The organism is Thalassotalea sp. LPB0316 (assembly GCF_014898095.1).
Classification (GTDB): Bacteria; Pseudomonadota; Gammaproteobacteria; order Enterobacterales; family Alteromonadaceae; genus Thalassotalea_G.
This window is the reverse complement of record NZ_CP062946.1, coordinates 722,837-741,635: the sequence shown is the minus strand read 5'-3', so window position 1 is coordinate 741,635 and position 18,799 is coordinate 722,837. Positions and strand designations below refer to the sequence as shown.

The following is an 18,799-nucleotide window of genomic DNA, read 5'->3' as shown; positions in this document are numbered from 1 at the left end:
ACCTGATGACTTTATAGGTGCTCTAAGCGCTCTGCAAGCCAAACTTTAATTATGGATTGCCTAGTTACGCCAACACGACTAGCCTCACGATCGAGCGAATCAAGCATCCATGTTGGGAAGTCGACATTTACTCGCTTAGTTTCTTGGGTAGTACGCTTAGCTTTAGATAGGTCAAGATTAGATAAAATATCTTCACCATCATCAAACTTTTTATCAAACTCAGAAGCTTTCATAGAATTCCACCTCATTTTTTCTAGAACGTCTGACAGAAATAATACGAACATTTGGTGTTCTATGAGTTATTACAGCAGACCAGCATTTACCTTTGTGGATAGCAATAACTAGAGAACGGGGTTCATCACTTGTATTTGCAGGGATCTCAACTAAATCAGGATCATTCCACAATGATTGAGCTTCCTCAAAATCGATTCCGTGTTTATCGAGATTGATTTCACTTTTCTTGGGATCATATTCGAAAGTATACATGATATAAAAAGTATACCTTTTTTAAGTTTTATGCAAGATTTAGATAAGGATGGCTAACGCCCCAATCAGGGGCTGATAATAGCTTGCTAAAATTGTGTAGCGAAGCGGAACTGAGCAAGCTATTAGCAGTCCCATTTCTGAATTGGCTTGTTATGTGTTTATTTCCCACAGCGTTTTAATTTCTCGTGAAAATGGCTCAGGATACGCTTTTGACATCCAATCACTTTCTAACGAGGCGAAGTCTTTAACCCAATCCACTAAACTTTGCCAACCTGCTTCTTCTTCGGAAAAATGGTAGGTAACTCCATGTGTAGTCTCTATACCCAGTCTTAGTTCATCGTAAGTGCCTAAGTCCTGTGTATACCCGAAGATCTTAACGATACAATCCTTATGGATATAGCTTTGCTTCTTTTGTACGGTTTCACATTCGAAACCTTCGTCACTTTTTTTGAAACTCATACTATACGAAACACATAACGCCTGAATAATGTGTGAGCCTAGTTTGGCAATTTTATTGCGTTGTTTGCAACTAAAAGTGACAAACTACTGTGAATCACTATTTATTCTCTTGTTAGCTATACTTCCGATTCAAATTCTGTATTTGACCATACTTGTCCAAGTTCAGGACTTTCGATTGAAAACTCTGAAAAGACACAGCTGTATGATTGAGCTACATCACACATAAATTCAACCCAGTTTATGAAGTCTTCTTTGCTCAATTCATTACCATATGGGCGAGTCGTGCCAGTAAGTAGTTGATATCCTTTTTCGTCAACTTCACTAAGCTTAATTTCATAGTTTTCAGTGAGTTGTTGAGCTAATTCATTTAACTTCGATGAAACGTCACAGAAATGAGAAAAATCCATAGCGAATATTGTTTCCTCATTTGCACCTGAACTTACAACAGCATTCCACAGTTGAGTTGCTTCATCGATTTTTCTATTTTTGATTCGGGAGTAATATTCTTCCCAAGTTTTCTGCGGATCGCTCATGGAACTCCTTGTATAGCTAACGCCTTACTAATGGGCGTAAAATGCTTGGCTAAAATTAGCGACGAAGGAGCGCGAGCCAAGCGTTTTGCGTCCTTTTGAGTAACTTGTTAGGTAACAATTTCTCGGTCTTTCAGATTACGAACTATTAGATATACTGCGACTATTACGGGGCATAAATAAAAATAGCCATACCAATATCTTAACCACAAATTATAAGGCTTTGCTAGGTCACTTAAACCGTCATAAGCAACAAAAAGCACAGCAATAATACCAATAGCAAGAAATACAGTTTTTAAAGTATTTGAAATATGAAACCTAAAAACTGAAGCTACCAACCCCACGTAACCTAGCAATGCTCCGATGCACGGTAATAACATAGCGAAAGAGAAATCAAATTCATCATCAAAGATAAAAATAATATTGATGCCTAAGGGAATGAAAGAAAATAACAACAATATTGTTGCAGGTAATAAACCTAACAATATTAACGCCGATGTTTGAATTCTCTCTGGACTCAATTGTGTTACCTAACGCCCCAATAAGGGGCTGATAAATGCTTGGCTAAACTGTGTAGCGAAGCGGAACTGAGCCAAGCTTTAGCAGTCCCGCGCTTAATTGGCTTGTTATATACCGCTTATTACTGTGATTAAAATACTAGTTACAACTGCACCTAAAAACCAAATTAACATACGTAAAAAGACCCGACCATATATACGCTTGCCTTCAGTATCTTTAGGTCCTTTATAAAAGCCATTACTAATATGGGCACCTCGTTTATATTCTCGATGAATCTCTTTACCTATGACCAGATAAAAGATTGTTGGAAAAAATACGAGCGTGCTTAACACCCAAGAAAATGGAAGTGACAATGATTCAATTAGCATTCCGCTAATTACGATAATTCCACCTGCTAAAAATGCTGACTTCTTCGATGCTTCCATAGGTATATAACGCCCCAATAAGCGGCGGATAATAGTTGGCTATAATTGTGAACGAAGTGAACGCAGCCAACTGTTATACGTCCGACTTGATTGGCTTGTTAGCTGTACCTAGCGCTCTTCTAACTTGTACTTATAACCATAAGTATTAATATGGTCTCTGGCTAAGAAAAATGTTGGAAAAGTAGGACTGCTCGTTTTTTTATTTCCATTTTGAAAACGCCAAAACCATATTACTCCCTCATCACTAATAGAGTAATCAATATAATCACAAAATGGAACTTCAAGAATTTCATCAAGAATAGTTAAATCGGCGCTTCTATAATTCCATTTTTGTTTGATTAGTTCAGCTGTATATGGAATTTCGTTTTGGTAATACCAAATTCCCGAAATTACAACCTCTTCAGATTGCAGTTCAGCCTCCCATTTGGAATGAAATTTGATGCTACTCATAACTTCCTTGTACAGCTAACGCCCCAATAAGAGGCTGATAATGCTTGGCTATACTTGTGAAGCGAAGCGGAACCGAGCCAAGCATTAGCAGTCCCATCACTTTATTGGCTTGTTATGTACCTCATGCACCTAACACAGCCATATAAAATATATACAAAGCTTATAGTTACATACAATAGTGCAAAATAAAACGGCACATATTTGGGCATTACAGCTAGTAAGAATGCCGATAAGAATACAAGCGAAATAAGAGAAATTTTAGCAATAGTTTTGAATGAGATATCAGTGGAAAATTTTACGATAAGGTAACTTGAGGGAATTGACGCTAGCAATATATGTAAAGCAAATTCAACAGTCCATAAAGTCCGTATGCTAAGTATTTTTAATGATTCGGATAAATGAGGGGTTTCTAGTATTGATTGCGTCCAAGACATTGGAAACTCAAAACCAAACTGAAAAATTAATGTGGTTACGCCAAGCCAAATCGCAGCGTAACTGAAACCCAGAAGGAGATTATGCTTGGTCAAATTGATACCTCAATCCTTGAAAGGTACATAACGCCCCAATAAGGGGCTGATAAATGCTTGGCTAAACTTGTGTAGCGAAGCGGAACTGAGCCAAGCTTTAGCAGTCCCGTGCTTAATTGGTTTGTTATATGCCAGCTTCGATTTTATAACCTTTATCTGGATGGTAAGTTAACATGAAACTCTTTTGAGTTGGGTCGTTGAACTGGATATGACTAGCAATAATTTCATAGCCTTCTTTTCTACAATTTATTTCTTCGATAAACCAGATGCCTTCAATTAATTCATCAATTACGAATTTGCCGTTAATACTAAGTTCATGAACAATATGATCATTGCCTCCAGCTTTTAGTACCAAATTATAATCATGATATTTACACTCAAACTTAGTGGTCGATGCTAAAGAATAAGAAGAAAAAAATGTTAGAAGTATTATCCAATATTTCATGCAAACTCCCTGCGCATATAACAATTTAATATCGACCCAACGGGTCGTTTTTCTACCATTGGTTGGGTCGTTTATCTGATTGAACCAGTTTTACCATACATCTTAAACTATTGCTAAATTATTATTATTTAGAGAAATCACTTGCTAACAAAAAGTAGAAAACGATCCATTTACTCGTTTTCTTGACTATGGAGGCAAAATAGTCAAACTGTATATGTATACAGGTTAAATTTCAATGGAATGATGATGAGAACACGTTCGCCTTTTTTAAACTCAATCGTAGATTACATGCTAACCAAACAATATTCTATGCGGTCCGTTGACACTTACTTAAAATGGATTGCAGGGTTTATTAATTATCACGACAAGCGACACCCCTCATCTATGGGAGATAACGAGGTTGAGAAATATTTAGATTATTTAGTTTTGAAGAAAAATGTGTCGCCTAAAACTCAAGCTACGGCTTTAAATGCGCTGGCATTTTTATATAAACACATCATAAAACAAGAGTTGTCGCCCAACCTAGTATTTGTACGTAGTAAAAAACAGCAAAAACTTCCCATTGTTATGACACCTGATGAAGTAAAATTGTTGATGTCATTTTTAGATAAACGCTATTACTTAATCGCAGGCTTAATGTACGGTAGTGGTTTGCGCGTGATGGAGGCTGTGCAACTACGAGTTCAAGACATTGATTTCGATTATAAAAGCATTCGCATATGGAATGGCAAAGGCAATAAACACCGCATAGTGACTTTAGCTAGCGAGTTAGTTCCTTTATTGCGAAGTCAAATAATTCAGGTCAACGATTATTTGCAGTTTGACATTAAAAACGAGCAATATTCTGGTGTTTGGATGCCGAATGCCCTTGCTCGTAAATATCCATCAGCTAACAAATCTCTGGCGTGGCAATATCTATTTCCCTCTTATAAGTTAAGTGCAGATCCAGAAACAGGCGAAATAAGACGACATCACTTTTATCCAACGGGAGTGCGCAAAGCTATTAAAAAGGCAGCATTAAAAGCACAACTTACTAAACCAATTACACCTCATACCTTACGGCATTCGTTTGCAACTCATCTACTACAATCGGGTGCCGATATTCGTACTGTGCAAAGCCAACTTGGTCACTCAGACGTTAAAACGACACAGATATATACCCATGTTTTACAACAAGGTGCTAATGGAGTGGTTAGCCCATTGAGTAAGCTACTTTAATGAGGCATATATCAAATTCTAGGAATCCTTTATACAGCAAGGGTTGAAGAGCTACTTTCTAATATTTTTAAATGGATTAAGTCACTAGAGGTAGCAAATTTCTTAGGGAAATAAAAAAGGGATCTCAAATTTGAGATCCCCAATATCGTCAGCCCAGGATACCCCGGCCTTTTTTGATCGCTATGTCTTGTTATTTGCCGATTCGACGCAATGCAGAAGTTGAAAATGCCTTGCGACTATTCTTCTCACCCCACACCATAAACTTAGGCTCTTCGTTACTTAAACCTGTTGTTATATAGCGACCTGAGTTTAAGTCGTATAAGGCTTCAGCGACCATCCAAGGCGTATCTACGTCGTAAAATTGAACGTTGTGCGCTTCAGCGACACGCCATAGGTCACCGCGACCATCGTAGTGATCAATGACCGATGCACCCCAAGTGTCTTCGTCGATAAACAAGGTACGTTTAGCGTAGATATGGCGAGCACCTTCTTTCAAGGTTCCTTCAACTTCCCATACGCGGTGTAGCTCGTAACGCAAGTAATCTGGGTTTAAGTGCCCTGCTTGGATCAAGTCTTTGTATTTGGCACTGGTGTCCATTAATTGGTATGAGTTATATGGAATGTATAATTCTTTCTTACCGACTAACTTCCAGTCGTAACGATCTGGCGCACCATTGTACATATCGTAGTTATCAGACGTTCTTAAGCCATCAGTACCTGCCGCTGGACCGTCATACGAGACGTTTGGCGCTCGGCGAACTCGGCGTTGCCCGGCATTGTAAACCCAAGCTTTACGCGCTTCTGAAACTTGATCAATCGTTTCGTGAACCATTAATGCGGTACCCGTTAAACGCGCAGGCGCAGTGATGACTTGCAGATAGTAGAACAAAATATTGTCGTCTTTCTTAGCATCACGACCACCGTCTAAAAATTCAGGCCAAACGAGTTGGTCATTCATTTTTACCGGTACAAAAGAGCCATCTGCTTGCGCTGGAATTGTCGTTAGGAAACGACGGGCTGAGCCACCGCGATAGCGCGTGATGTGGTTCCAAATAACTTCGTTGGCATTTTGCGGAATGGCAAAAGGAATCGTGGTGTCAAAATTTGCTAAACCATTGCCCCCTTGTATGAGCTCAGCATTTTCGGCATTTTTCTTAATAACGCTATGCAAGCTTGCTGGATAGGCTGCTGTGCGGCGGGTTTGATAAACCGGCATGCGATAGCTCGGGTACTTTTCAAACATCGCGATTTGACCTGGCGATAAATTAGCCTTGTACTGATCTAAATTACTGTTGGTAATAGTGAACAGTACTTTATCGTTAGGAAACGGGTTGTTTGGGCGGCCACTATCTTCACTTTTTGGTGTGTTAGTGCTTGTTAAACCACCGGTATACGCAGGAATGGTTCCTGCGGCATTTCCTGCTTTTTCGGCACCGATGTAAGTGAGCTCTGAGCCTAATTTGGCTGCCTCTTGTGGGCTCACTTTCGCGTTAACTGCGCTAGCAATTAACGTAATCGATAATAGGCCGGTTACTTTGAATAAATTTTTCATGATAACTCCTAGTATGAAACTGCAAAGCTGAGAGAAACGAAGTCTTTGTCAGTCAAGATGTTATGACTACCGCCTGAAAATTGAGAATACCCTACAGTTGCACTGTATTTTTGAAGGTATGATGCTTCAAGAGATAAGCCTAAAACTTTTTTACCTTCGTTGAATTGTTGTGCTGGCTCAGGAGAATAACCACTGACATCGTGTGACCAAGCAAGCGTCGGCTTAAGTGAAATACCAGCGTAAACATCAGGGTAATCCCAAATAGCTCGTAAGCGGTAACCCCATGCTGAGTCAGTAACATAGCCGTCATTTGAACAGTCGCCAGCAATAGCGCCAGCGGCCAGTAAGTTGCTACAGTTAACCTGGAAACCCGCTACTGGATGAGTAAAGCCGGCATCAAAATCACCTAAACCAAATACAGCGTTGCGGCCGTAGCGTTGATCTGAATCTTCAATACCATCTGTTAAAATGACCCCAGCTTCACCGATTACGGTTAAGCGAGCAGCCCCCATCACGCGTTCAAAAAACTGTAAAGCAGTGACTTGAATTTGAGTGACATCGTACTCATCCCAACCTTGTACCATTTCACCGTAGCCCACTGATGTCATACGGTCGGTAAAACGGAATGCTGGGTTCTCAGAAAGTGCAGCATTTAAAATTTCTGGTCCATTAATCTGTACCGGTGTATCTGGCTTGTATGAAACTTCACCAGATAACGCTAAACCAGCAACGTTGGTTGCAAAGCTAGCCCCGTAAAACTTTAAATCTTCAGGGAACGCAATGGCGTAAGCAGGATTTAATGCAGCTAGTTGACCACCTGTTGGATCTAGCCCTTTAGGCACAAAAATTAACGATGAGTCACCTGTAGCCAAAGGTACGGCTGTGCGAACTGCATTGATTAACGGTACGCGAGAATGAATGTTCATGTAGTACAAGCCAAACTCAGTGTCGTTGAGCTCAGGTGAAAAATAGCGCATTGCTAAACCGTATTGGCCACCGTCATCAGGTTCAATATCAGGGCGACGCTCAGCGTGAATACCTAAATCGAAAGCTATCTTCTCTGGCGTATCACCTACTTGAATGTAGTTACACCCATCTGCGGCAAAGTCAGCGCCTTGGAATAAGGTACCACAGGCATCAATGGCGAACTTTTCCCACTCGTATTGGTAAAATGCTTCAATCGATAAGTTTTCCGTCAGGCCTAAGTTACCGTATACCATGCCGACAGGTAAAATACCTTCTTTAAGATCGGCACCAGGGCGGCGCAATGCACTTACATCAAATGGGTTGGTAGAGTTCATACCACCTTGGATAAACGTTGACTCACCCCAGCTCAACACTTGGCGACCAACACGTACGTCAAGTAACGACTCACCTAACTCAAATGTGCCGTAGACATACGCGTCAAGTAACGCGATGCCAGAAAACTTTGAGTAATTTTGAAAACCATCGTCATTTAGCGGCGCACCTGGCTCATAACCGTTTGGTGAATGGCCAAAAGGACGTGATTCGTATTGAAGTTCTTTGTCATGCCAGTATTTGAAACGAACAAAAGCACCGTAATTGTCTTTTGATAATTGTAGCTCGTGTGAACCCTTGATAATTTTTGAGAAGGTGTCGCCCTTGTCAAAGTTCAAATTACCATCGTCAGTCGTCATGGTTGCACCTGTGCCACCATTGTTTGCTGAAATATAGCGAGGGTCTTGATCCTCAATGCGCCAGCTTGCACCAATTGATAACTGAGAGTTTATGGTGAGTAAAATGTCATCATTTTCACCAAAGTAGAACTCAGCTGAGTTGGCGTTTGACGCGAATAAAGCAGCACCAATGGCTAAGCCAAGTGCGCTTTTGTTGTTGCGTAATATGCTCATATATCCCCCAGAAGGTTTGTCAGTATTAGTTTTTTTAAATTGTTCGAAATTGTTATCGAACTGACGCCTCTAAGATACAGACAAATCCCTAGAAAAAGGGAGGCTATACGTGCCAAATGATTGTCATTTCATGCAAAACACGGTAATTTGTTAGGTAATTAAGTTTAGTGATTAGCCAAGAATATGAGCAGTTATTTTTCAGTGTTAAGTGGTTGGATGATCCCCATTACTCGGGTGCTTGAGGAATGGCAAATAGATCTTGCCGACGTTCTCAAAGATTGTGATGTAAAGTCGGAGGACTTTAAAGATCAAGAGTCTCGCTTGTCTGCTGAAAAAATGGCGCTGATTATCGATTATTGCAACCGCAAAAAAGGCCGTAAAGATTTCGCTCTGGCAATAGCCAAAGCATTTCACCCAGGCATGTTTCACGCATTAGGTTATGCCATGATGTCGTCTGAAAGCTTGAAAGATGCGCTTTATCGAATCGCTCGCTACAAGCGAGTTGTCTCCAATACATGTACGCTAAACGTCGAAGAACGCGGTGAAAACATACACTTTGTTATGGATATTAAGTGCTATGAAGATTCACAACGTCCGGTGCTAACCCAAGATTGTATTATTGCCTTTTTAGGTACCATAGTACAGTTCGCTCGAGAAACGCTAAAGACCGACTACAACCCTTTGGAAATACACTTTAATTGGCCAAAACCGAATTATGATACCAGCTTTTTGAATGACTACTTCAAATGTGACATTGTCTTCGATAGTGATGAGTTAAGTTTGGTTTTTGACGAAAAAACACTTTCTAAGCAACTGGTTGGTGGTAATCCACTATTAACCCAGAGCCACGAGAAAATTCTCGATGATTATCTGTCTCGGCTTGATAAAAACGATGTCGAGCAGCTAGTAAAAAACCGCATCTATGAAATGTTGCCGCTTGGCACGCCATCCCAAACTGAAATTGCATCGCAACTTGGGATGAGCTTGCGCAACCTGCAACGTCGCCTCCAAGAAAAACAGACGAGCTTTCGAGATATTCTAGAAAATACCCGCAAAAAGCTCGCGCTCGAATACATCTTGCAAAGCCATTTATCATTTAGTGAGATTGGTTACTTAGTTGGCTTTTCAAACATTGGTAATTTTAACAGAGCGTTCAAGCGTTGGACTGGTGTTACGCCAGGCGTTTATCGCAAGCAGCAGCATAACATTATCATGGAAAGCACAGAGCCACGCTCTACCCTTTGATGATTAGTTTTTGGCGCGGTTAAACATTTTTTTGCGATAAAACTGTTGAATAATACTTTGAAACCATAGCTCAACAGTCGAGTTAATTTGGTTCGATAAGCTCGAAAGAGCGTTTTGGGGGAAATAAATGGAAGACAATCAAGAGTTACAGCAGTTAGATCACATTTTAGATCAGCAAAAGGTAGCCTTTAACGCAAATCCTTATCCTGAGTATCAAGCGCGTATTAACGACCTTGATACGTTAAAATCGCTAGTACTCGATAATCAAGATGCACTAGTGAGTGCGATGAACGAAGACTTTGGTAATCGCTCAGTCGACGACTCAAAAATTGGTGATATTCTGACAACTGTTGCGGGTATCCACTATGCCAAAAAACAATTAAAAAAGTGGATGAAACCACAAAAGCGTCACGTTGGTATTTTGTTTCAACCTGCCAGTGCGCGTGTTGAATATCAACCGCTTGGCGTGGTTGGTATTATGGTGCCGTGGAACTATCCGATTTTCCTTGCTTTAGGTCCGCTGACAACCGCATTGGCGGCGGGTAACCGAGCAATGATCAAAATGTCTGAATTCACACCAAAAACAACTCAAGTATTAGCTCAGCTTGTCAGTCAGTATTTTAGCCAAGATAAAGTGGCTATCATAGATGGTGACGCAAGCGTTGCGGCTAAGTTCTCGGCACTAAACTTTGATCACCTATTTTTTACTGGCTCAACTAATGTCGGTAAATTAGTGATGCGCGCCGCCGCTGAAAATTTAGTACCTGTAACATTGGAATTAGGTGGAAAATCGCCAGCCATTATTGCGCCTGATATGCCTATTAAAACGGCCGTCGCTCGTTTAATGCTCGGTAAAACCCTGAACTCTGGGCAAACTTGTGTCGCGCCAGATTACCTGTTTGTTCCTCGTGGTAAAAGTCGCGAAACGGTACAAGAATTACAGCAATTATTTGCCAAAATGTTCCCTGCGATAGATAACAACCAAGATTACACGAGTGTCGTCAATGATGGGCAGTATCAGCGCCTTGTCGGCTTAGTTGAGGATGCTAAAGCCAAAGGGGCTGTTGTTACTGAACTCAACCAAAATCCTAATTGCAATAAGACTCGTCAATTACCGCTTACTGTTTTAGAACAAGTAACCGAAGATATGACAGTAATGCAACAAGAGATTTTTGGTCCCTTGTTACCGATCATGGAATACGACGATGTTAACGACGCAATCGCCTATATTCAGCGCCATGAGCGCCCACTAGCGTTATACATCTACAGTTTCAACAAGCAAACTCAACAACATATTTTAGCCAATACTCACTCTGGTGGTGTTTGTATTAATGAAGCGGCTTTCCATGTGGCTGTTGAAGATTTACCGTTTGGTGGTGTCGGCCATTCTGGTATGGGGAATTACCACGGCATTGAAGGCTTTAAAACCTTTTCTCATGCCAAAGCTATTTTATCACGCGGCAAAATTAGCTTAACTAGCTTATTGTTCCCGCCATATGGCACGGCATTACACAACTTAGTCTATAAACTTTTTATAAAATAATAAGCAGATAGGATAAATAACGATGACAACGAACTCTGCACTAGCATTACAACATCATCACTTGGCTGATTTCGTCGAGGATACATTAGCCAAACATGCTGACAAACCAGCATACTCATGCTTAGGGCAAACCTTAACCTTTGCTGAAATCGAGCAAAAATCACGTGCCTTAGCAAGCTTTTTGCAAAATCACCCTGCGATCAATGAAGGCGATCGCATTGCAATTCAATTACCTAATTTGATTCAATATCCGATAGCTGCTTATGGTGCATTGCGTGCTGGCTTGATCTTAGTAAATACTAACCCTTTGTATACACCACGTGAAATGCAGCACCAATTTAAAGATTCAGGTGCTAAGGCTTTAGTCATTCTAGAAGACTTATTACCTAAGTTCGAAGCGATTCAAAATGACGTCGATATTGAGCTGGTGATCACCACAAAAGCACCAGATTTATTAATGCCAGAGGGACAAGATGCGCCAGCAAATTGTGTGAGTTTTAATGCGATTTTAGCGCAACATCAAAACGCGGATTTAAAGCCGCGTCAAACAAGCGCTGGTGATGATGATTGTGTGCTGCAATATACCGGTGGCACAACCGGCGTTTCGAAGGGGGCTCGCTTAAGCCATCACAATATTATTGCTAACTCTGCACAAGTATTTGATCGATTAGGTGATAAATGTATAGAAGGCGAAGAAACGTTTGTTTGTCCACTGCCGCTCTACCACATTTATGCTTTTACCGTGAACATGGTGATGTTCTTTTCTCGCGGCTGCTTAAATGTCCTTATTCCTAATCCACGTGATTTAGATGCCTTTGTTAAACAAATAGCACCATTTCAGTTTACCGGCTTTGCTGGGATCAACACGTTGTTTGTTGGTTTGTGTCATCACGAAGGATTTAAAGCGTTAGACTTTTCTAAATTGAAGCTAACCATTTCAGGCGGTACGGCGTTAACGTCTTCGGCAGTCGATATTTGGCGTCAGGTAACCGGTTGCTCGATTACTGAAGGCTATGGGTTATCAGAAACGTCACCTGTGCTTTGCTTAAATACGCCAGATCACGAAGTTTTAGGCACTGTTGGTAAGCCACTTAGTGATACCGAAATTGAACTTTGGGACGATAACGACCAAGTGGTTGATGAAGGTCAAATCGTTGCCCGTGGTCCGCAGGTAATGAGCGGCTATTGGAATATGCCTGAAGAAACAGCCAAAGTGATGAAAGATGGCTTCTTTAAAACAGGTGATGTCGGTATTCGCCTTGAAACAGGTGAAATTAAAATTGTTGATCGCTTAAAAGATATGATCATCGTATCTGGTTTTAACGTCTACCCTAATGAAGTTGAAGACGTTCTGACTAAGCATAACTCGGTACTAGAAGCTGCGGTTATTGGTGAGAGTGACGACAAAACAGGTGAAAAAGTCGCTGCTTACATCACGGTTGAGGGCGAGGTTGATCCTGAGGCTATTATCGAGCACTGTCGCGAACACTTAACGGCTTACAAAGTGCCGAAAAAAGTGGTTATCTTAGATGAGTTACCAAAATCAACTGTTGGTAAAATTTTGCGTCGAGAGTTGCGCTCTGCATAACAGTCATTGTTATTAATCGTTTAAAGCCAGTTATTACAACGCATTGTGATAACTGGCTTTTTAGTTTGTAACCCTTGTTTCTATTAGTGTTACTGATATTTTGCATAGTGTGGATAAAACTCGAGATAGTCGCACCAAGTACTAAAGTGCTTATAATTAAAGCGCTTATCGGTTGCCTTGTACCAGGTGGACGGCTTGAGCGGGCCGAGAACAAATTTCTTTTTATAGCCGTCAATCGCGACGTAACAAGCCAGTATTTCGGTTGTGTTGTTGATAATGCGCGCGCGAGCAAAGCCATCTAAGCTTTTGCCATGTTCTATTCGGATATCTGGCATCGCATAGCTAGGTAAGCACAAGCTAAATAATAACGCTATTAACCCTATCTTACGCATTAAGTTCTCCCTTGCTGTTTGTATGCCCAAACTAAGCTTAGCACGATTAGGCTAGTGCCTATAACCAACCTGATTAAGTCTACTTGTTCATCAAATACGGTAAACGATAACAGTATCGCCAGTGGCACATAACCATTGTTCATAATGGCTAACGTAGAAGGTGATACTTGCTTTGCGCCCCAATTCCACAAGAAGAAGCCAAAACCGGAGGCAATGACTCCAAGATACAAGAGAAAGTAAATTTGACGCTCGCTAATGGCTACTTGTCCAACGGAACTACCTAACTGAGAGAGCATAACGAGCCCTGAAAAAACGGCAGCGCCGAAATACATGTTCGTCATATTGCTGGTGTGCTGAGCTAATGTCGTCGTCTGTTTAGCGTAGTGTTGATAATAGATCTGGCCAAAGGCAAAGGCGAGATTAGCGACTTGCAAAATCAAAAAACCAACAAGCCACTGCTCGGCATTACTTTCTCGGTAAACTAAAACACCAGCACCTACGATCGATAATATAATGGGTAAAAACCAATGGCTGTTAAATTGTTTTCTCAAGATGGCATCAAATAACATGACGTAAAGCGGCGTGAAGATAGTGAGTACGGCAACTAAATAGCCGGGTAAATATTGGTAAGAAAAAATATAGGCGATGTACATGACGCCAAATTGAATACAGCCAAGCACTATTAACTTGTAGGAGATTGTCATTTTTCTCAACCAAAGCGCGATCGGCAAAAACACCAAGAAACTTAATAAAAGCCTCAGGTGGGCGACAAGTGAGGGTGGTAAATCAGTGAGCTCACCTTTGATAATACCAAATGAAAATGCCCATAACAGCGAAACAAAAACTAAAGCGAGCAAAATTTATCCTATTAAGTTAAATATCTGTGAAATTTACGCTGACTATGCTTGACTTGCTAGCCTTTTTTTGAAAAATGAAGACAGCAATGCAGTCGCGGAATAAAAAAATGCAGTCTGGCTATTGAAACCGCATTACCTCGTCTCCATAACTGATATCATGGGAAATACTCAATTTTGTTGGTATTACTTAAAAAAATATTATAAGCCTTTTGTTCAGGCAAACATTCAAAGAAGAGAAGAATTATGGCTAACTTTGCCCCAGTTAAAAAAGAATCACACCAAAACTTAAAAGTTGCTACACAACGTGGCTTACCAGATATTTCAAACCAACACATTATCGCGACACACGCTCGTGAATTCCCACAATTAGCAACAAGCTTCCCTATTTTCTTAATCAAAGACGGTGAGCGTTTCCGCCCAGTATTAATGACCGGCTTAGAAGCTGGCGAGAACTTATACTACAAAGACGGCGTATTAGATTCGTTATTCATGCCACAAGCATTAGCATTAGCACCATTTAGCTTAGGTTTAGATCCTGAAAAAGAAAAAACACTAACCACATGTGTTGACTTAGATAGCGAATACGTTGGTGAAGACAAAGACTTACCTTTATTCGACGAAAAAGGTGAAGAAACACAGTTATTCAAAAACATTCAAGAAGCATTAGGCGACTTATACAATAGCGAAGTGTTAACTGAAAAGTTTGTTAAAGAACTCGTCGATCACGAGTTACTTGCTGAACTACAACTTAACATCGATTACGCAACAGGCGAGAAGAAGAAACTTGTTGGTTTATTCGGTATCGATGAGCAAAAATTACAAGCGTTATCAGATGAAAAGATCCTCGACTTTACTAAGCGTGGCATTTTTGTTCCTATGCACGCAATGCTACTTTCTTTAGGCCAAATCAATCGTTTAGCTAAATTGCGCAACGAAACAGATGGTAAGAAAGTCGTTAGCTTGCGCGTTGCACCAGCCGACGCTGAAGAGCAACAAGCGGCAAACGCATAACCCATTGCTTAAATAAGTTAATGAAAAACCTAGCAATTGCTAGGTTTTTTTACGTCTTCACAAAATGGTAGAACGAAAAATTGATTAAAAATTAACACCTCGTCATTGATATGCTAGGGTACTATTTGTGATCACACATACTTACTAGTGAGTTGTAAGAGGAAGACATGGCTGATAATAAAAAACTGATGCAGGCCGTTGAAGATGAGTTACAAAACCTAACCGGTGAGATATACCTCAAACTCGAAGAGCGCTTTAACCAATTGCTTGTTAAGGCGCAATCAGAAGTAACCCCGGAGCCGCTAGATGTTAAGAGCCAACCAGAATTTCAGAAAATTGAAAAGGGCTTAGCCAACGCTTATCAACAAATAGAGCAACTCAACGAGCGTTTGGCATTAAAAGAACAACAGATAAATGTCTTAAACAGCGATAATCTCGAGTTAAAATCTCAGTTGAATCAGCAAAGTGATAACGACGCAGCGCTCGCCGATAGCCACAAGCAAGACCAAGTTGTTATTGCCGAACTCAATGATAAAATTGAATCTCTAGTGAAAACTATTCAAGCCACAGAAGCAAGAGAGCTGCATATTCAGCGTGAGTTTGATGATTTTCAAAAATCAGCGGCGGCAGATCTCTCGAAGCGCGAACAGATCGAAGTCAATTTACAAGCTGAATTAGCTAACCTCAATGAGCAACTTAAGTTATCGGAAAAGCAGCACTTAAACGATCAACAAGCGGTACAAGACCAACTCGCACAACAAGTTGCAAAATTAAAGCAAACCGAAGCGAATTTGCAAAATGAATTGAGCCTTGCAGAGCAAGCGTTAACTCAGCAACAAATTGAATTTAATCAACAGTTAGCGTCGAATCAGACCAGTCAGCAATCAGCACAAGACTGTATCGATGAATTGCGTTCGATGCTTGAAAAATCGCAAGACCAACTAGAGCAAGCAACAAAAACCAATAGCGAACTTACAACCAACCTAGCTGAAGAACAAGCAACAGTTCAACAATTGACTCAAAGCTTAACGCAAACCAAGTCTGAACAAGAGCAGTCAGCAAGTGAACAAACAAGCTTAATAGAGCAACAGCAAAGTCACATCAATGCACTGCAAAACGATATCAGTGAATTACACGCAAGCATTGAAACGGAGCAAGAGCAAAATCGTCAGTACCAGCAAGATGTCACCAACTTAACCACCAAATGTGGCGAGCTAGAGCAAAATATTCAACAAACCCATCAACGCGTTGCCGATAGTGAGCAAACCATTGCCGAGCAAAAAGAGCATATTGCCACCATGCAAGCCATGATTGATGAATACCAAGCGACGATAGACGACAACACGGCGCAACAAGATAAATTACAACTCACCATTGAAGATCTCAACCAGCGCAATGAACAGAAAAAGCAGCGCCAAAAAGCATTAGAGCAAAGCCTTGCTGAACTCAATAATCAGCTAACAGAGCAACAAAATGCCTTGGTGCAAAGTCAGCAAGAAAGTGAAGCGTTACAACAACAAATAACACAACTCAATGAAGCGCTAGCCGAGCAAGAACAAGCCAATAAAGCACTAGAGCAGCAAGCCCAAAACTTCCAAGCAGAGAAAGAAGAGGCGCAAGAAAAATATCAACAGTTAATTGATGATACCGAGCTACAAAAAGAAAAAGCACAGTTGCGTCGCAAAAAAGAGCAAGAAGATTACGAAAAAGCACGCGAAACAATCAAATATTTGCGCGACGAGAATTTCGAACTCTCAGAAAAGCTATCAACTTCAACCGCTGAATTGGAAGACAAGTTACAAGAGTATCGCCTGCGCTTTGAATACGCGCAAAAGCAGTTAGCCAAACAAACCTCAAGTTAGGCATAGATGGCACTTGTATAAATAAGAAGGCGTTATCAAACTCGACTGTTGATAACGCCAAGCCTGCAGTGTAAACAAGGGTGACTATAATGCGAGTATTTTGGCATGGCGTGTTAAGCTAACATCAAGAAAATTGAATGCTCACTCATGCCAAGTATAAATAGTCACTATCTGTTTATCTATCTAGGAAGTATTTGTTATGTGCTAGTCAAACATTGTTTGATTTTTTATCGCTTTAATCTATCTTTGCTTATAATTGACGGTTCTTTTGGGAGGTAGAGTGAATTTATTAAAACGAATAATAATCTTCAGTTGTTTGTTTTCCTATCACTTAGCCGCCGAAACATTTAGTTTGGAAGTTGTCGCAGTTGAGTATCCGCCTTTTACAACGCTTAACAACAAAAGCGGCGGCATTGCGTTTGAATTGCTAGAAAGTCGATTAGCAAATTCCCATGTTACTGCTAGCCCGTTGTTTTTGCCACCAGCACGCGCCGCTCGCTACCTTAGTGAAGGTCCGTGGTGCGCCAGTTTTTATCCGATAAGAAACACTAATGATTACAAGAGCTTTGCTTTATCTCAAGAGAAGGTGAAGATCGGACTCGTGCGTTTAAAGCAACAAGGAGACTTTGCGTGGACGGCGCTAGAGCAGCTAAAAGGTCAGACAGTTGCACTGCTAAGAACAAGTGATAACTCAACATTTCTTCAAGAATTTGAGAATGCAGGTATTGAGGTAGCTTTTGCTGAATCGCCTCAAGCTATTGTTATGATGGTTCTTTTATCTCGTGTCGACTTAGGGTTAGCCGATTCATGGTCGTTTGAGAGTTTAGAAGCAGAGAATAAGGCAAAATTACAGTTTTCCACTACATCATTATTTGAGACCCCAATAACCCTGCACGTCCATGATCGATGCATAACTCAATATCAAAAAGCAGCTGAAACCAACCTCATTAATTAAGTGGTACAGCGTTGTGGCGCTCACCTAGGCAGAGTTCACTGATGATAAATATAATAAGTTGATCGCTAGCTACTTGTTTTTTTATTTGGCTCAAATATGAGGTCTCCCAAACTTTGATTTCTCGCAATCGGTTGTGCATCGCCAAAGTTAAATCAAGATACGACTTATCACTATTCATTTTTTAATTCGCGCAAAGTGATCAATTTGCTCATTCACTTGATATAATGTCGGCGCATATCATCGAAAGAGTAACATTGTGACAGTCAACTTATCTCGCTTGAATCATTGGCAACAAGTCGCTTTTAGCGCAGCGCTTATGGAGCGCATGTTACCGAATTTATTCATGTTTTATGAAGTAACGGAATTTGGTGAGCCAAAATTATTGCGCAACCAACTCGATTTGGTTTGGCAATGGTTAGACAAAAATCAATCGTGCAAAATTAATTACAATGCACAGCTTGCCAAGCTAGAGCCGCTGATCCCCGATCCTGAGCAATTTGACAGTTTTGGTGTCTTTCCCGCGATCGATGTCACCATGGCGATGATTTCGTTATTACAAGGGATGCAAGACAAAGAGCTAGAGAACTTTGACAACGTCGCCCAATTGTCGCTCAATTCGGTTAATTTCTATTGCGAACTAGAGCTTTCCGAACACGAAGAGCTAGAGCAAGCAGAGCTTGACCAAGCAATTGAGCAACACCCGCTGATGCAGTGGGAGTTAGCAACCCAACAACAGTTGTTTGACTTTATTGCTAATGCGCCAGAAACCAAAGCTAGCTGTAAGGAAGCAAAAGCAATGGTATTAGAGGAAGGCATGTCTAATTTAGGCATTGAAATTAGCTAAGTCCTTCTCTTAGCTGACGC

Annotated in this window: 20 protein-coding genes; 8 read left to right on the top strand and 12 right to left on the bottom strand. The window is 40.8% G+C overall.

Annotation, left to right across the window (positions count from 1 at the left end; genetic code table 11):
* Positions 1–11 precede the first annotated feature (11 nt).
* From brnA to LP316_RS03285, 8 genes are all read right to left on the bottom strand, one after another.
* On the bottom strand, positions 12–233 hold the full coding sequence (gene brnA, locus LP316_RS03320) for a type II toxin-antitoxin system BrnA family antitoxin (RefSeq protein ID WP_193022675.1): 222 nt from the start codon (positions 231–233) through the stop codon (positions 12–14).
* Positions 220–486 carry a BrnT family toxin gene (locus LP316_RS03315; RefSeq protein ID WP_193022674.1) on the bottom strand — a complete coding sequence of 89 codons (267 nt, stop codon included), beginning with the start codon at positions 484–486 and terminating at the stop codon, positions 220–222. The genes brnA and LP316_RS03315 overlap by 14 nt, the downstream gene beginning before the upstream one ends.
* 150 nt (positions 487–636) lie before the next feature.
* Positions 637–945: a hypothetical protein gene (locus tag LP316_RS03310; protein WP_193022673.1), complete on the bottom strand. Its 309-nt coding sequence runs from the start codon at positions 943–945 to the stop codon at positions 637–639.
* Positions 946–1,061: 116 nt separating this feature from the next.
* Entirely contained in the window at positions 1,062–1,478 is a 417-nt protein-coding gene (locus LP316_RS03305; RefSeq protein ID WP_193022672.1) for a hypothetical protein, read from the bottom strand.
* A gap of 107 nt (positions 1,479–1,585) precedes the next feature.
* On the bottom strand, positions 1,586–1,996 hold the full coding sequence (locus LP316_RS03300; protein WP_193022671.1) for a hypothetical protein: 411 nt from the start codon (positions 1,994–1,996) through the stop codon (positions 1,586–1,588).
* Positions 1,997–2,101: 105 nt separating this feature from the next.
* Positions 2,102–2,419: a hypothetical protein gene (locus LP316_RS03295; protein ID WP_193022670.1), complete on the bottom strand. Its 318-nt coding sequence runs from the start codon at positions 2,417–2,419 to the stop codon at positions 2,102–2,104.
* Between the two features lie 108 nt (positions 2,420–2,527).
* Positions 2,528–2,869 (bottom strand): hypothetical protein, encoded by a 342-nt coding sequence (locus tag LP316_RS03290; RefSeq protein WP_193022669.1) that lies wholly within the window; start codon positions 2,867–2,869, stop codon positions 2,528–2,530.
* 651 nt (positions 2,870–3,520) lie between these two features.
* Positions 3,521–3,841, bottom strand: coding sequence for a hypothetical protein (locus LP316_RS03285; protein ID WP_193022668.1), 321 nt, complete (start codon positions 3,839–3,841; stop codon positions 3,521–3,523).
* A 246-nt stretch (positions 3,842–4,087) separates the two neighbouring features.
* Between LP316_RS03285 and LP316_RS03280 the strand changes: the two genes are divergently transcribed.
* Entirely contained in the window at positions 4,088–5,059 is a 972-nt protein-coding gene (locus LP316_RS03280) for an integron integrase (RefSeq protein WP_193022667.1), read from the top strand.
* Between the two features lie 190 nt (positions 5,060–5,249).
* On the opposite strand, the gene LP316_RS03275 is transcribed toward LP316_RS03280, so the two are convergent.
* Together LP316_RS03275 and LP316_RS03270 are read right to left on the bottom strand one after the other, a co-directional pair.
* On the bottom strand, positions 5,250–6,611 hold the full coding sequence (locus LP316_RS03275) for a DUF1329 domain-containing protein (RefSeq protein ID WP_193022666.1): 1,362 nt from the start codon (positions 6,609–6,611) through the stop codon (positions 5,250–5,252).
* A gap of 8 nt (positions 6,612–6,619) precedes the next feature.
* Positions 6,620–8,482, bottom strand: coding sequence for a DUF1302 domain-containing protein (locus tag LP316_RS03270; protein ID WP_193022665.1), 1,863 nt, complete (start codon positions 8,480–8,482; stop codon positions 6,620–6,622).
* A 183-nt stretch (positions 8,483–8,665) separates the two neighbouring features.
* On the opposite strand from LP316_RS03270, the gene LP316_RS03265 reads away from it, so the two are divergent.
* The 3 genes from LP316_RS03265 to LP316_RS03255 all read left to right on the top strand — a co-directional run bounded on the left by LP316_RS03265 (position 8,666) and on the right by LP316_RS03255 (position 12,858).
* On the top strand, positions 8,666–9,727 hold the full coding sequence (locus LP316_RS03265; RefSeq protein ID WP_193022664.1) for an AraC family transcriptional regulator: 1,062 nt from the start codon (positions 8,666–8,668) through the stop codon (positions 9,725–9,727).
* A gap of 127 nt (positions 9,728–9,854) precedes the next feature.
* Positions 9,855–11,270, top strand: a complete 1,416-nt coding sequence (locus LP316_RS03260) for a coniferyl aldehyde dehydrogenase (RefSeq protein ID WP_193022663.1) — start codon at positions 9,855–9,857, stop codon at positions 11,268–11,270.
* A gap of 22 nt (positions 11,271–11,292) precedes the next feature.
* Positions 11,293–12,858: an AMP-binding protein gene (locus tag LP316_RS03255; RefSeq protein ID WP_193022662.1), complete on the top strand. Its 1,566-nt coding sequence runs from the start codon at positions 11,293–11,295 to the stop codon at positions 12,856–12,858.
* Between the two features lie 89 nt (positions 12,859–12,947).
* Here LP316_RS03255 and LP316_RS03250 read toward each other — a convergent pair whose 3' ends face one another.
* Both LP316_RS03250 and LP316_RS03245 read right to left on the bottom strand, forming a co-directional pair.
* Positions 12,948–13,250: a hypothetical protein gene (locus LP316_RS03250; RefSeq protein WP_193022661.1), complete on the bottom strand. Its 303-nt coding sequence runs from the start codon at positions 13,248–13,250 to the stop codon at positions 12,948–12,950.
* On the bottom strand, positions 13,250–14,107 hold the full coding sequence (locus LP316_RS03245; protein ID WP_193022660.1) for an EamA family transporter: 858 nt from the start codon (positions 14,105–14,107) through the stop codon (positions 13,250–13,252). The genes LP316_RS03250 and LP316_RS03245 overlap by 1 nt, the downstream gene beginning before the upstream one ends.
* Positions 14,108–14,350: 243 nt before the next feature.
* Here LP316_RS03245 and LP316_RS03240 point away from each other — a divergent pair, with 243 nt between their 5' ends.
* The 4 genes from LP316_RS03240 to LP316_RS03225 all read left to right on the top strand — a co-directional run bounded on the left by LP316_RS03240 (position 14,351) and on the right by LP316_RS03225 (position 18,779).
* Positions 14,351–15,118: a SapC family protein gene (locus LP316_RS03240; RefSeq protein WP_193022659.1), complete on the top strand. Its 768-nt coding sequence runs from the start codon at positions 14,351–14,353 to the stop codon at positions 15,116–15,118.
* Positions 15,119–15,285: 167 nt separating this feature from the next.
* Positions 15,286–16,980, top strand: a complete 1,695-nt coding sequence (locus LP316_RS03235; protein WP_193022658.1) for a hypothetical protein — start codon at positions 15,286–15,288, stop codon at positions 16,978–16,980.
* Between the two features lie 280 nt (positions 16,981–17,260).
* Positions 17,261–17,935, top strand: a complete 675-nt coding sequence (locus LP316_RS03230) for a transporter substrate-binding domain-containing protein (RefSeq protein WP_193022657.1) — start codon at positions 17,261–17,263, stop codon at positions 17,933–17,935.
* Between the two features lie 256 nt (positions 17,936–18,191).
* Positions 18,192–18,779 carry a YjaG family protein gene (locus tag LP316_RS03225; protein WP_193022656.1) on the top strand — a complete coding sequence of 196 codons (588 nt, stop codon included), beginning with the start codon at positions 18,192–18,194 and terminating at the stop codon, positions 18,777–18,779.
* The last annotated feature ends 20 nt before the right edge of the window (positions 18,780–18,799 follow it).